At 71.4% G+C, this 13,031-nt stretch carries 12 protein-coding genes; 3 read left to right on the top strand and 9 right to left on the bottom strand.

Features of this window, described 5'->3' with window-relative positions:
• Positions 1 to 49: 49 nt before the first annotated feature.
• The 9 genes from RNC47_RS03155 to RNC47_RS03115 form a co-directional block, all read right to left on the bottom strand.
• Entirely contained in the window at positions 50 to 1,111 is a 1,062-nt protein-coding gene (locus RNC47_RS03155) for an SMP-30/gluconolactonase/LRE family protein (protein WP_311595275.1), read from the bottom strand.
• Between the two features lie 211 nt (positions 1,112 to 1,322).
• Positions 1,323 to 2,795, bottom strand: coding sequence for an MFS transporter (locus RNC47_RS03150; protein ID WP_311595274.1), 1,473 nt, complete (start codon positions 2,793 to 2,795; stop codon positions 1,323 to 1,325).
• 434 nt (positions 2,796 to 3,229) lie between these two features.
• A complete protein-coding gene (locus RNC47_RS03145; RefSeq protein WP_311595272.1) occupies positions 3,230 to 3,877 on the bottom strand; it encodes a MerR family transcriptional regulator in 648 nt (215 codons plus the stop codon).
• Positions 3,878 to 3,968: 91 nt separating this feature from the next.
• Positions 3,969 to 4,658 carry a 4'-phosphopantetheinyl transferase family protein gene (locus RNC47_RS03140; RefSeq protein WP_311595270.1) on the bottom strand — a complete coding sequence of 230 codons (690 nt, stop codon included), beginning with the start codon at positions 4,656 to 4,658 and terminating at the stop codon, positions 3,969 to 3,971.
• A 32-nt stretch (positions 4,659 to 4,690) separates the two neighbouring features.
• Entirely contained in the window at positions 4,691 to 6,280 is a 1,590-nt protein-coding gene (locus RNC47_RS03135; RefSeq protein WP_311595268.1) for an acyl-CoA carboxylase subunit beta, read from the bottom strand.
• An 11-nt stretch (positions 6,281 to 6,291) separates the two neighbouring features.
• The gene (locus tag RNC47_RS03130) at positions 6,292 to 7,635 is read right to left on the bottom strand and encodes an NAD(P)/FAD-dependent oxidoreductase (protein ID WP_311595266.1); all 1,344 of its coding nucleotides are present in this window, start codon (positions 7,633 to 7,635) and stop codon (positions 6,292 to 6,294) included.
• Positions 7,636 to 7,688: 53 nt separating this feature from the next.
• Positions 7,689 to 8,795, bottom strand: a complete 1,107-nt coding sequence (locus tag RNC47_RS03125; RefSeq protein ID WP_311595264.1) for a beta-ketoacyl synthase N-terminal-like domain-containing protein — start codon at positions 8,793 to 8,795, stop codon at positions 7,689 to 7,691.
• The gene (locus RNC47_RS03120; protein ID WP_311595262.1) at positions 8,792 to 10,012 is read right to left on the bottom strand and encodes a beta-ketoacyl-[acyl-carrier-protein] synthase family protein; all 1,221 of its coding nucleotides are present in this window, start codon (positions 10,010 to 10,012) and stop codon (positions 8,792 to 8,794) included. The genes RNC47_RS03125 and RNC47_RS03120 overlap by 4 nt, the downstream gene beginning before the upstream one ends.
• The gene (locus RNC47_RS03115) at positions 10,005 to 10,280 is read right to left on the bottom strand and encodes an acyl carrier protein (protein WP_311595261.1); all 276 of its coding nucleotides are present in this window, start codon (positions 10,278 to 10,280) and stop codon (positions 10,005 to 10,007) included. The genes RNC47_RS03120 and RNC47_RS03115 overlap by 8 nt, the downstream gene beginning before the upstream one ends.
• Before the next feature lie 263 nt (positions 10,281 to 10,543).
• On the opposite strand from RNC47_RS03115, the gene RNC47_RS03110 reads away from it, so the two are divergent.
• Genes RNC47_RS03110 through RNC47_RS03100 form a run of 3 tightly spaced genes read left to right on the top strand, consistent with a single transcriptional unit; the run spans position 10,544 to position 13,028 of the window.
• The gene (locus tag RNC47_RS03110) at positions 10,544 to 11,560 is read left to right on the top strand and encodes a beta-ketoacyl-ACP synthase III (protein ID WP_311595259.1); all 1,017 of its coding nucleotides are present in this window, start codon (positions 10,544 to 10,546) and stop codon (positions 11,558 to 11,560) included.
• The gene (locus RNC47_RS03105; RefSeq protein WP_311595257.1) at positions 11,560 to 11,844 is read left to right on the top strand and encodes an acyl carrier protein; all 285 of its coding nucleotides are present in this window, start codon (positions 11,560 to 11,562) and stop codon (positions 11,842 to 11,844) included. The genes RNC47_RS03110 and RNC47_RS03105 overlap by 1 nt, the downstream gene beginning before the upstream one ends.
• Positions 11,841 to 13,028 carry an acyl-CoA dehydrogenase family protein gene (locus tag RNC47_RS03100; protein ID WP_311595256.1) on the top strand — a complete coding sequence of 396 codons (1,188 nt, stop codon included), beginning with the start codon at positions 11,841 to 11,843 and terminating at the stop codon, positions 13,026 to 13,028. The genes RNC47_RS03105 and RNC47_RS03100 overlap by 4 nt, the downstream gene beginning before the upstream one ends.
• Positions 13,029 to 13,031 lie beyond the last annotated feature (3 nt).

The following is a 13,031-nucleotide window of genomic DNA, read 5'->3' as shown; positions in this document are numbered from 1 at the left end:
CGGCCTCCTCCTTCGGCCGGATGGGACCGGCCACGGACCGGCGCTGGTCTCAGAACTCGGCGCGCTGGAGCCAGAAGGTGTCGGCGGTGCCGACGCCGCCCATCAGCACGTCGACCTGGCCGCTGACGGCGTAGGCGCCGCCGGGGGTCTCGGCGATGGTGGTGGGCGAGGGGAAGGCCCAGGGGTCGGTGCGGTCGACGACCTGGGCGGTGCGCCAGCCGTCGCGCGAGGCGAGGGCGGTGACGGCGGTGTCGCCGCGCGGCATGCCGAGGCCGGCCCCCAGCTCGTTCTGGACGGCCAGCAGCGTGCCGTCGGAGCGCAGCGTGATGCCGTCGACGCCGACCAGGGACTGCGGGACCTCGACCCGGGTGACCCGGGGTTCGCCGCGCAGGGTGACCCGGAACATCTCGCCGGTGTCGTAGCGGGTGGTGAGCAGGTAGCCGTCGGGGTGCCAGGCGATGCCGTTGAGGCCGATGAACTCGGCGGCGAAGCGCTCGTCGGTCACCAGGTCGCTGACCCGGCCCCTGGTGTCGATCCGCTGGATGGTGGCGGAGACGGAGTCGCTGACGTAGACCGTGCCGGTGCGGGTGTCGTAGGCGAGGTCGTTGGCGAAGGAGTTCTCCCGGCCCTGTCCGGTGTCGACCGTCCGCAACAGCCGTCCGGTGGTGAGGTCGATGATGGCGACGCCGGAGGTGGGCGGCTGCTCGACGGGCAGCATCCGCCTGACCCAGTAGTCGGTGTAGCTGACGATGATCCGGTTCCTGCGGGTGTCGACCTTGATGCCGAGGGTGGAGACCAGACCGATGCTCGGGGTGAGTTCGCTGACCTCGCCGTCGGGGGTGACGACGGAGACGTTCCCGTGCCGCGACGAGGTGACCAGGAAGGCGTCCCGGGTCGGGTCCCAGGCGACTCCCTCGGGGTACAGCTCGGGCGAGACGGCGGTGACGGCCGCGGGGAGTTCGTCGTCCGGGCAGTGCCGCCCGTGGGCGTGCCGGTCGGCGCCCTGGTGGCCGACGGCGGTGGCCGGCACCTGCAGCGCGGTGAGCAGCAGTCCGCTGGCGCAGAGGGCGAGGGCGGCGCGGTGGCCGCGGCGGGTTCCTGGGGTGGTCATGGCTGGTGGCTCCTCTTGGCGAAGTCGTGGCGGCTCGCGCACCGCCGCCCGGTGGGCTGGCAGGCACATGGCAACCTGCACCGGGACTCGGAGGTGACACGCGTCGACTGGTGATCGGCCGGTGGGGGCCACGTCCGGGGGGTGCCGCGGGGACGGTCACCCCCCGGACGCGCGGGGGCGGGATAGTGGTATTCGGGAGGCCGGCCGCGCGTCAGCGCGACTCGGTGACGGTGAGCCCCTGTTCCGGCAGGCCCCGCTCGGCCGCCGAGCCCTCGGCGGGCGGCCGGGTCCCGGCGCCGCCGCCGTGCCGGATGAACAGGCCGAGGACGGCGCCGAGCGCGACCACGGCGACGCCGAACCACAGGGCGGGCTCCAGGCCGGCGACGAACGCCTCGCCGGCGTCCTCGGGGCTCGCGATCGGGTGGCCGTCGAAGCCGTGGGTGAAGATGGTGGTGAGCACGGCGATGCCGAGGGCGCCGCCGAACTCGCGGACGGTGTTGTTCACGCCGGACGCCTTGTTGTGCTCGGCGTCGCGCACCGAGCCGATGACGGTGGCCGGGTTGGCCGCGAAGACCATGCCCATGCCGATGCCGGCCAGGATCATCGGGGCGATCATCGCGCCGTAGGACAGGTCCGGTTCGGCGACGAGCGCGATCCAGGCGAGCGCCACGGCCTGGAGGCCCGAGCCGATCGCCTGCAGGATCCCGCCGCCGAACCGGTCCACCAGCGCGCTCACGATGGGCACCGCCACCATGGGCGCCGCTGTCCAGGGAAGGGTCCGCAGGCCGGCCTCGAGCGGGCCGTAGCCCATGGGTCCCTGGAGGAACTGGGCGAGGAAGAAGATCGAGCCGAAGACGCCGAAGTACATGGTGAAGGCGACGGCGTTGCTGAGCATGAAGGCCGGGATCCGGTACATGCGCAGCGGGATCAGCGGCTCCTGGGCGCGCCGTTCGTGGACGATGTAGCCGATCAGCAGCACGGCCGCGGCGACCAGCGCGACGACCGCGTTGGTCTCGCCCCAGCCGTGGTCGGCCGCCTGCACGATGCCCCAGACGGCGACGACGACGGCGCCGACGACCAGGACCAGGCTGGTGACGTTGAGGCTGCGGTCGTCGCCCCGGCTCTCCCGGATGGCCCACATCGCCAGCGGGAACGCGATCAGGCCGACCGGCACGTTGATCCAGAAGATCCAGCTCCAGTCGAGGCCCTCGGTCACCAGGCCGCCGGCCAGCGGGCCGACGGCGATGCCGATGCCGTTGACGGCGCCCCAGACGCCGACCGCCATGTTGCGCTGCTCACGGCTGACCGCGGCCACCGCGAGCGTCAGCGAGACCGGCAGGATGAGGCCGGCGCCGGCGCCCTGGAGGACCCGGGCGGCGACCAGCCACCCCACGGAATCGGCCATCGCGCAGAAGGCCGAGGCGACCGTGAAGGAGCCGATGCCCCACAGGAAGACGCGACGCCGTCCGATGCGGTCGCCGAGCACGGCTCCGGCCAGCAGCGCGCCGGAGAACGGCAGCGTGTAGCCGTTGACCACCCACTGGAGCTCGGCCTGGGTGGTGTCGAAGTCCCCGGCGATGGTGGCCAGGGCGGTGGTGACGACCAGGTTGTCCAGGGACCCCATGAACATGGGGAGCGAGGCCGCCAGGAGCGCCCACAGCACCCCAGGGCTCTTGCTTGTCATTCCTGTCTCCCGTTTCTTTCTCTGCGCTGGGTGACTTTTCTGAGCTGGATGACTTTCCTGCGGAAGCCCTGAGGAAGAGAAACGACGGCGTCTCCTTCGCCCGGCGGAAATCGCGAGAACCGCGCACAGGAAGAATGTCAGGACGGCCAAGCGGCGTGCGTTTTCCGACGCTTGGTTGAGCCCCGCGCGACTCCGTCGAGGCGCGCATGGGCGTGAGCGTGCCGGCGTCCGGATGGCCACGCCCACGGACCGGCGCCGTGGGTGGTCGCCACCCTCAACGAGCTACACTCTACACTATCGATACCGTCACTATCACCTCTTGGTGGCGGCTCCCGGCCAAGAACTCACCAAGAACTCCCGGCAGCACGAAGGCCCCTGACGGGCCGTCGTCGGACGGCGGGTCAGGGGCCCTGGAGCGGGGGCGACCGCGCGGCTCAGGCGGACTCGGCCCGCGCCGTCACCCGCTGGGAGGTGTCCTCCTGGGCGATCCTGCGCAGCGCGGCCATCGCCGCGTCCCCCAGCACCGTGCCCAGCACCACGCCCTCGATCTTGCCGTCCGTGCCGGCCATCTCCCCCACCACCGCGAGCTCGGCGGCCGCCAACTCGCTGGCCGCCTCCGCGTAGCGGTCGAGCAGCACCAGCATCTCCCCCTGGCCCAGGTCACGGTAGGTGGTGACGATCTGGACCAGCATCGCCCAGCCCGGGTTCTTCCCGGCCTTCGCCGGGTTCCACCCGTGCCGGCGGGCCAGCTCCGCCACCTCCCGCTCGGCCAGCATCCGCTCCTCCGCGGTGCCGCGCTCGGCCGCGGCCCGGCTGACGGCCAGTTGGGCGACGCCCAGCATGTCGTGCACGGTGCCGCCCGGCGAGTCGACCTCGGCCAGCACCTCGCGGGCCGCCGCGATGGACAGGCCGCCCACCTCCAGCATGGCGCGGATCAGCTTGAGCCGGCGCACATGGGACTCGTCGTAGCGCACCTGGTTCGGGCTGGTGCGCTCGCCCGCGGGAAGCATCCCTTCCCTGGCGTAGTACTTGATCGTCGGAACCGAAACTCCGGTTCGCTGCGCCAGCTCTCCAATACGCATTCCCTCAGCATAAGCCACCCGGCGAATCCTCCGTAGAGAGCGCTCTCGATCCCGTGGTGCGAAGCGCCGGCCAAGGCGCGTGAATTCACCTTTATCGGGCCCGATTCGCGCTCGTGAGCACCGCGTGACGCGTGCGCTCACCGGGAACGGCGACGGCGGTCGCCAGCAATCCGCGACCGACCGCGAACCGCCCCCGGAATCCGGCGGGACCCGCCGCGTCCACCTCGGGCGCCGGCACCAGGAACCCGACCGAAAACGACCTTGTGTCCGGTTCGAAGAAGATCTCGGCCTGGTGGAAGCCGAGTTGGCGCCCGGTGAGCGGGAACCACGCCTTGTAGACGCTCTCCTTGGCGCTGAACAGCATCCGGTCCCAGTGCGTGCCGGGCGGCAGCCGGCGCAGCGCGGCCGCCTCGGCGGCCGTGGCGATCCGCGCCAGCACGCCCGCCGGCAGCGGCCCGTGCGGCTCCGCGTCCACGCCGACGGCCAACGCCTCACGCGAGAGCGCCGCCGCCCGGTAGCCGGTGGTGTGGGTGATCGACCCCGTGACGCCGGGGGGCCAGCCCGGGGCACCGCGCGCCCCCGGCAGGATCGCCGCCGGCGGCAGCCCGAGCCGGCCCATGGCCAGCCGCGCGCAGTGTCTGGCGGTGGTGAACGCCAGCCGCCGCCGCGTGGCGGCCCGCGCGACGACGGCCTCCTCCGCGGGCAGGAGCGCCGCCTCCGGCGGGTCGCCGAACGCCTCGGCGACCGCCACCCAGGGCGGCAGGATCGGCTCGAGCAACATCCGGCGACTCCCCTCGCTCCCCCGCTTGGGCCCTACACGGGCGTCGTGCCGTGCTTGCGCTCGGGCAGGTGGGCCTTCTTGGCGCGCAGCATGGCCAGCGACCTGATCAGCACCGAGCGGGTCTCGGCGGGGTCGATGACGTCGTCCACCAGGCCGCGCTCGGCCGCGTAGTACGGGTGCATCAGCTCCGCCTTGTACTCCCGTACCACCCGGGCCCTGGTGGCCTCCGGGTCGTCGGCCGCCGCGATCTCCCGCCGGAAGATCACGTTGGCCGCGCCCTCGGCGCCCATCACCGCCACCTCGTTGATCGGCCAGGCGAAGGCCAGGTCGGTGCCGATGGAGCGGGAGTCCATCACGATGTAGGCGCCGCCGTACGCCTTCCGCAGGATCACCGAGATCCGCGGCACGGTGGCGTTGCAGTAGGCGTACAGCAGCTTGGCGCCGTGCCTGATGATCCCGTTCTGCTCCTGGTCCTTGCCCGGCAGGAAGCCGGGCACGTCGACCAGCGTGACCAGCGGGATGTTGAACGCGTCGCAGAACTCGATGAAGTTGGCGGCCTTCTCGCTCGCCCGGCTGTCGAGCACCCCGGCGAACGAGTTGGGCTGGTTGGCCACCAGACCGACCGTCTGGCCCGCGAGCCTGACGAAGCCGCACAGGATGTTGCCCGCCCACTGGGCGTGCACCTCGAAGAACTCGCCGTGGTCGGCGATCTCCTCGATGACGGCGCGCATGTCGTAGGAGCGGCGCGGGTCGGCCGGCACCAGGTCGAGCAGCGCCTCACCGCGCCGCTCGGCCGGGTCGTCCGAGGGCACCACCGGCGGCCGCTCCCGGTTGTTGGCCGGCAGCAGGGACAGCAGGTAGCGCACCTCCTCCAGGCACTCGGCCTCGGTGTCGTGCACGAAGGAGGCCACCCCGGACATCCGGGCGTGGGTGGCGGCGCCGCCGAGCTCCTCGTGGGAGACGGACTCGCCGGTCACCGCCTTCACCACGTCGGGCCCGGTGATGTACATCTGCGACATCCCGCGGACCATGAACACGAAGTCCGTGAGCGCCGGCGAGTAGGCGGCGCCGCCGGCGCAGGGCCCCAGGATCACGCTGATCTGCGGGATGACGCCGGAGGCGGCGACGTTGCGCCGGAAGATGCCGCCGTAGCCGGCGAGCGCCATGACGCCTTCCTGGATACGGGCCCCGGCGCCGTCGCTGAGGCTGACCAGCGGGGCGCCCGCGGTCTCGGCCATGTCCATGATCTTGTGGATCTTCTCCGCGTGCGACTCGCCGAGCGAGCCGCCGAAGATGCGGAAGTCATGGGCGTAGGCGAAGACCGTGCGGCCGTGCACCAGGCCCCAGCCGGTCACCACCCCGTCCGTGTAGGGGCGTTGCCGCTCCAGGCCGAAGCCGGTGGCGCGGTGCCTGCGGAGCGGCTCGATCTCGCTGAAGGTGCCCTTGTCGAAGAGCAGCGCGAGCCGCTCGTCGACGGTGAGCTTGCCCTTGGCCCGCTGGTTGTCGGTGGCCCGCTGGCTGATGCCCTTGCCGTTCTCCGTCCTGATCTGGCGGAGTTCGGCGACTCGATCCCGCACGTCGGGCACCTCGGGCACGGACGGTGCGGCGACATCTCCGGTCAACGCCCGCTCCCCTACGCGTTGGTGGGGACGCTGGTCCTGAGGTTGGAGAGGTACGGGTACCAGACGTGCCCCGGGTCGTTCTCCACCTCCTTGATCGACTCGCGCATGGCGACCAGCGCCTTGGGGCTCTCCTCGTACATGTCCCCCTGGAGCAGCTGGAGCACGTCGATCCGGAACTTCGGGTCCTGGACGAACTCGGCGAAGAGGATGTTGAGCCGGTAGTAGATCTGGATGAACTCGTACCAGTTGCGGGTGCCCATGGACTGCAGGCGCTCGTACTCGGCGAACCGCGACCGGTCGAACTTGCCGTCCTTGGCGGCCGCGATGATGTCGCGGGTGGCCAGTCGGGCGGTGTTCATCGCGATGCTCACGCCGCTGGAGAAGATCGGGTCGACGAACCGCGCGGCGTCGCCGATCAGCACGTAGCGGTCGCCGGCGACCTGCTCCATCGAGTAGCTGTAGTCGCCCTCCGCGCGGAACGGCCGCACCCGCTCGCACTTCTTCAGCTCCTCGGTCAGGTCGCGCCGGGTGCCGACGAACTTCCAGAAGAACTTCTCACGGTCCGCGTTGAGCTCGGCGAACTGCTTCTTCTGGGTCACCACGCCGATGCTGGTGATGGTGTCGGTGATCGGGATCTGCCAGACCCAGGTGTCGTTCATCGGCAGGAAGTGGATCTGGATGTGATCGACTTCCTTCGGGTCCTGGCAGAGCGCGCCCCGGTCGAGCCCGTCGAACCAGGTGTGGACGGCGTACTGGTCGAAGTGCGGGTCGCCGATCTTGATCTTCTGCTGCCTGCCGATCAGGGTCTGCCGCCCGGAGGCGTCGACCACCACCTTCGCGGTGAAGTCGGTCGACCTGGGGCCGATCCTGACGGTCACCGTGACCTGCTCGGGGTCGTCGAAGTCGACCTTGGACACCCGGACGCCCTGGAAGACCTTGGCGCCCAGCTCCTCGGCGTGCTTCAGCAGGATCAGGTCGAACTTGCCGCGGTCGACGTGGTACGTGTAGTCGCGGTCCACGCCCTCCTGGGCCCGCTCGCCGAACCTGACCTCGGCGTGCCCGTCGACGGCGAAGTCCATGGAGAGCGAGGGCTGGTTCATCACGGCGTGCTTGCTCGGCGTGGTCCAGGTGGCCCCGTACTTCTTGGGGAAGTCGGCCTCCTCGATCTTCGGCATCACGCCGGTCTCCAGCAGCACCCGGGTGGTGGCCGGCACCAGGGACTCGCCGACGTGCGGCCGCGGGAACATCTCGCTCTCGAAGACGGCGACCGAGAGGCCCTCCTTGGCCAGGTAGGAGGCCGCGGAGGAGCCGGCGGGGCCGCCGCCGACGATGATCACGTCGAAATCGGTCTTCATGATCCACCTGTTCTCGTTGACTTGGTCCGGTGTGGCGCGTGGGGTGGTGCCGGCTACGCGGCCGGGCGGCGCAGCAGGAAGCAGCCGACGGAGCCGTCGGTGCCGAGCGAGCTGACCAGGGCGTGCCGCTCCCCGGGGTGGGAGCCTCCCGACCAGCGGGCGAGCACGGCGGCCGCCTGGAGGGCGCCGCTGGCGCTGTAGCAGTCGCCGACCGCCTCGGAGACCCGGACGGCCGCCGGCAGTTCGCCGAGCGCGAGCCGCAGCCCGTACTCCTCGACGGCGCGGGCGCCGTGCTGGCTCGCGGCGCCGGGCGAGACCAGGTCCACGTCGCCCGCCGTCAGCCCGGCGCGCTCCAGCAGCCGGGTGACGCAGCGGGCGAGGCCGCGGGCCGGGGTGATCCGGCGGTCGCGCGGGTCGAAGTAGCCGACCTCGGCGCCGAGCAGCTCGGCCAGCACCTCGCGGTCGCCGACCCGCGCGGGGTCCTCGGCGACCAGCATCGCGCAGCCCTCGCCGAGCAGGGCGTCCTGGGTGAGCGTGCCCGACTTGTGCCAGCCCCAGGCCACCTGCGGGCTCAGCTCCTCCACGCCGCCCACGAACACCCGGGTGGCGTGGCCGAAGCGGATGGCGTTGCGGGCGTAGCGCAGCGCCGAGGCGCTCGACGCGTGGCCGTTGGCCAGGGTCGAGTTGACGCCCTGGAAGGCGTTCCAGACGGCGACCTGTCCGGCGCAGGAGTTCATCACGGAGTTGGGGAACCGGGAGGGCACGTAGCCGACCTCGGGCCTGAAGATGGAGTGGGCCAGTTCGTAGACGCTGCGCACGCTGCCCGTGGTGGTGCCGACGGCCACGCCGGTCCTGGCGCGCAGCGCGTCGTCGTCGGCGCCGCCGGCGGACTCCAGGGCGAGCCGGGTGGCGATCAGGGTGAAGCCGATCATGCGGTCGAGCCGGCGGGTGCCCTTGCGGCCGACGTAGTCGGCGAGGCGGATCTCGGGGACGGTGCGCACGGCGACCGGCGGCAGCGCCTCGGCGTCCTCGGCGACGGGCGTGGCGTTGGCCGTGGTCTCGCCGTCGAGCAGCGCGCGCAGGGCGTCGAGCCCGGCGCCCGCAGGGGAGACCACGCCGCAGCCGGTGATGGCGACCGGGTCCAGGACCGAGGTGGTCACTTGACCCTCCCGAAGACGGTGATGGCGTTGTTGCCGCCGAAGGCGAAGCCGTGGTTCTCGACGATGTTGAGGTTGGCCGGCTTGGCCACGCCCGGCACGAAGTCGATGCCGGGGCCGAGCTCCGGGTCGGTCTCGCGCAGCGTGGCGGTCGGGGGCAGGAAGCCCTCCTCCAGCGCCTTGCAGCAGATCACCGCGCCCAGGCCGCTGGCGGCGCCCATGGTGTGGCCCAGCATCGACTTGATGGAGCTGATCGGCGGCACGTCGTCGCCGAACACCGCGCGGGCCGCGGCGACCTCGGCGGCGTCGCTGGCCGGGGTGCCGGTGCCGTGGGCGCAGATGTAGTCGATCTCCTGTGGCTTGACGCCGGCGGAGGTGTGCGCCGCCTGGATGCAGGAGGTGATGGTGGGGACGTCGGGCTGGGTCATGTGCTTGGCGTCGCAGTTGACGCCGTAGCCCAGCATCTCGGCGTAGATCCGGGCGCCGCGCGCGACGGCGTGCTCCAGGGGCTCCAGCAGGACGCAGACGCCGCCCTCCGCCGTGACGATGCCGGAGCGCTTGCTGTCGAAGGGACGCAGGATCTCGGAGATGATGCCGATGAGCGAGAAGCCGAGGTGGGTGTAGCGGCTGACCGAGTCGGCGCCGCCGGCCAGGAAGAAGTCGGCCTCCCCGGTGCGGACCAGGTCGTAGCCGTAGCCCAGCGTGTAGTTGCTGGCCGAGCAGGCGGTGCCGAAGGTGACGGCCTCGCCGGTGAGGCCGAGTTCGCTGTTGACGGCGCCGGCCAGCCGGTTGGCCGGCGCGCTGCCCACCGGGCCCGGGCCGAACTCGTCGCCGCCGGTCCTCGACCACTGCTCGGCGATGCCGTACATCACGCGCGGCTCGCCGCTGGCGGTGCCCATCGCGGAGCCGGTGTTGGAGGCGCTGAGCAGCTCGGGGTCGATGGCGGCGTCGCGGACGGCGAGCCGCGCGGCGGAGGCGGCGAACTGGCCGCTGCGGCCCCAGTCCTCGGGGTCGAGGCGCTCCAGGATCGCGCCGGGGTCGAAGTCCTTGACCTCGCCGGCGTTGCGCTTGTCGTAGCCGCTGGCGTCGAAGCTGCTGATCGGGGATATCCCGCTGCGGCCGGCCTTGATGGACTCGGTGAAGGGCTCGACCCCGATTCCGATGCTGCTGACGACGCCGAGACCCGTGACCGCCACGCGCCGGGTGTTCGGCTCAGACATCGCTGCCCGCTCCACGGTGCTCGGTCACGAGCTTGAGGACCATTTCCAGACTGACCATCTCGCCGACGCGGTCGGACGGAATGGTGACGTCCAACTCGTGCTCGAAACGGGCCACGATCGCCAGCAGCGAGAGGGAGTCCGCCTCGTATTCCTCTTCGAAGTTGGCGTTCTCGGTGAGTTCTTCCGGCTCGATTTCCAGCTCTTCGGCCACGATCGAGCGGACGGCGGTGTGCAGCTGCGACACGGCCTGGGCGGCATCCTGGGTCACCGGACACTCCTCGGTCTCGGGTTGGTGGAGACGATTCGAGTTAAGCGAGCTGCCGTGGCGCGGCGCAACCGATGCCCCCTTAAGTTCCACCCGACTTCCCCTAAAGTGGTACCACCGGGTGCGGGCCGGAGTTACCTGCGTCACGTCGCGGGCCGAATTCCGGGGCGACTGACGGCAATTGCATGCGCGTTTGATGCCTCTTTGATGTGCGGCCGGTAGCAATTACCGCAGTGATGTGCCGCCTTATGAGCGAGGGGATCAGCATGGCTCGCGCCGCGGTTATCGATGCCATCGGCCACTATCTGCCCGAAGGTCGGGAGACCAACGACGAGTTGGCGCTGCGGATGGACACCAGCGACGAGTGGATCAGGACCAGGACCGGGATCAGGGCCCGCGCCAGGGCCGGCGACGACGAGCCCACCTCGGTGCTCGGCGTCCGGGCCGGCCGCGCCGCCCTGGCCGAGGCCACGGTCCGGGACGTCGACCTGGTGATCGTGGCCACCACCACGCCGGACATGAAGTGCCCGGCGACCGCGCCGGTGGTGGCCAGCGAACTGGGGCTCGCGGGCGCCGGCTCGTTCGACATGAACTCGGCCTGCACCGGGTTCCTCGCCGGCCTCGGGGTGGCCTCCGGCCTGATCAGCACGGGCAACGCCCGCGCCGTGCTGCTGGTCGGGGCCGAGAAGTACTCGTCGATCATCCACCCGCGGGACCGGGGCACCGCCCCGATCTTCGGGGACGGCGCCGCGGCGATGGTGCTGCGGGCCGGTGACTCGGACGAGCTGGGCGCCGTCGGTCGGGTGCACCTGGGCTCGGACGGCAACCTGTGGGCCCTGGCCCACGTGCGGTCCGGCGGCAGCGCCTTCCCGCGGGCCGCCGGGGAGGACCCGCACGACCCGTACCTGCGGATGGACGGGCGGGCCACCTACCGGCACGCGGTCGCCCGGATGGTGGAGACCTGCCGGCGGGCGCTCGCCGACCGGTCGATGTCGGTCGACGACGTCGACCTGCTGGTGGCGCACCAGGCGAACGTGCGCATTCTCAACGAGGTCGCGAGGGAACTCGGCCTGCCCGCCGAGAAGTCCCTGGTGGATCTCACCGATATCGGGAACACCGCGGCCGCCTCCATTCCGATGGCCCTGAGCCGGGCCCGCGCCAATGGCGTGCTGGCCGGCAAGGAAAGGATGTTGCTGACCGCTTTCGGCGCGGGCGCGAGCTGGGGAGCGACCGTTCTCCAGTGGCCGGACTCCATTTCGCGTAACTCGGGAGACGATAACTGATGACCATCAGCTCGGGAGAGATCGTCGCGGATCTCCACGCGCTTTCCGAACAGCTCGACCTCGATCTGGAGGAAGTCGAGGTGAGCGGCGCCTCGTCCCTGGAGAACGACCTGGGGATGGACTCGCTGAACCTGATGGACTTCCTGGTATTCCTGGAGAAGAAGTACCAGGTGAAGATATCGGACGAGCACCTGAACGACGTCGAGACCATCAGCGACATCGTCCACGTGCTCAACGAGATCCGGCCGGCCGTGGCGGGCCCGGCCGGCGACGCGGGCGTATGAGCGGGCCGCGGGAGGAGGGCACCGTGCCGGCCGGCTTCGCCGACGAGTTCCGGGCGTTCGTCACCGGGACGCTCGCGGACGCGCCGGCACCGGGGCCCGACACGCTGTACGACGACGACCATCCGCTCTGGGAGAAGTTCCGCGCCGCCGGTCTCGCCAACTGGTGGCTGCCGGCCCGCCTCGGCGGGGCCGGGGTGACGCTGCGCGCCTCCGTCGACATCGTCGCCCGACTCGCCTACCACGACCCGGGCTTCGCGTTCACGGCGATGCTGCCGATCCTGGGCTCCCGGATGCTGGAGTTCTACGGCGGCGACGAGGTCGCCGAGCGGTATCTCGGCGAGATGGCGAAGGCCGGCACGTTCTGCGCGGCGCTGGGCAGCGAGGCGGCGGCCGGCAGCGAACTCGCCCTGACCGCCACCACCTTCCGGCGGGACGGCGACCGTCTCGTGATCGACGGCGAGAAGGCGTTCTCCACCAACCTGGCCTTCGGCCGGTTCTGCCTGGTGCTGGCCAGGAACGCGGCGGACCACCGGGACTTCTCCGTGGTCCTGGTGCCGGCCGGCACCCCGGGCTTCGTGCCGGGGCCGCGCTGGCCGATGTCGGGGCTGCACGGCACCGGCACCTATCCGGCGACCTTCACCGACTGCGTGGTGCCGGCCGCCAACGAGCTGACCGGCAACGGCCTGCGGGTCCTGGAGGTCGGCCTCAACGGCAGCCGGATCCTGATGGCCGCGATCTCCATCGGCATCGCCCGGCGGGCCCGCGACCTGTCCATGGAGTACGCGGCGAGCAAGCTGCTCGGCGGTCGGCCGCTCACCGGGAACGCGGTCTTCGCCGCCCGGATGGGGCAGTTGGAGATGGAGTTGGAGAGCCTCAAGTCGGTGTGCTGGCGGGCCGCCGACGAGTACGACGCGATCCACGCCCGCCCCGACGCGGCCGCCGCCTTCCACGGCCAGGGCGTGCTGAAGTCGGCGGTGATGGCCAAGATGCACTGCGGCCAGGTGGGTTGGCGGATCGTCAGCGCGGTGTCCGAGGGCTTCGGCGGCCTCGGCTACACGGAGGCGCACCCGGTGCAGCGGCTGCTGCGCGACATGCGCCACATCTCCATCGTCGAGGGCGGGGACGACGTGCTGCGCGAGCTGACCTACGGCCGCTACGTCCGGCACGCCGCCCGGCGCGGGTGAGGG

Source organism: Streptomyces millisiae, from assembly GCF_031845425.1.
In the GTDB taxonomy this organism is placed as follows: Bacteria; Actinomycetota; Actinomycetes; order Streptomycetales; family Streptomycetaceae; genus Streptomyces; species Streptomyces millisiae.
Note: the sequence above shows the minus strand (reverse complement) of the source record. Positions and strands in the feature narration are given on the sequence as shown.

Coding starts and splice junctions, on each gene's coding strand:
- RNC47_RS03155 (WP_311595275.1), bottom strand. CDS start 1,111: ATGACCACCCCAGGAACCCGCCGCGGCCACCGCGCCGCCCTCGCCCTC.
- RNC47_RS03150 (WP_311595274.1), bottom strand. CDS start 2,795: ATGACAAGCAAGAGCCCTGGGGTGCTGTGGGCGCTCCTGGCGGCCTCG.
- RNC47_RS03145 (WP_311595272.1), bottom strand. CDS start 3,877: ATGCGTATTGGAGAGCTGGCGCAGCGAACCGGAGTTTCGGTTCCGACG.
- RNC47_RS03140 (WP_311595270.1), bottom strand. CDS start 4,658: ATGTTGCTCGAGCCGATCCTGCCGCCCTGGGTGGCGGTCGCCGAGGCG.
- RNC47_RS03130 (WP_311595266.1), bottom strand. CDS start 7,635: ATGAAGACCGATTTCGACGTGATCATCGTCGGCGGCGGCCCCGCCGGC.
- RNC47_RS03120 (WP_311595262.1), bottom strand. CDS start 10,012: ATGTCTGAGCCGAACACCCGGCGCGTGGCGGTCACGGGTCTCGGCGTC.
- RNC47_RS03110 (WP_311595259.1), top strand. CDS start 10,544: ATGGCTCGCGCCGCGGTTATCGATGCCATCGGCCACTATCTGCCCGAA.
- RNC47_RS03105 (WP_311595257.1), top strand. CDS start 11,560: ATGACCATCAGCTCGGGAGAGATCGTCGCGGATCTCCACGCGCTTTCC.
- RNC47_RS03100 (WP_311595256.1), top strand. CDS start 11,841: ATGAGCGGGCCGCGGGAGGAGGGCACCGTGCCGGCCGGCTTCGCCGAC.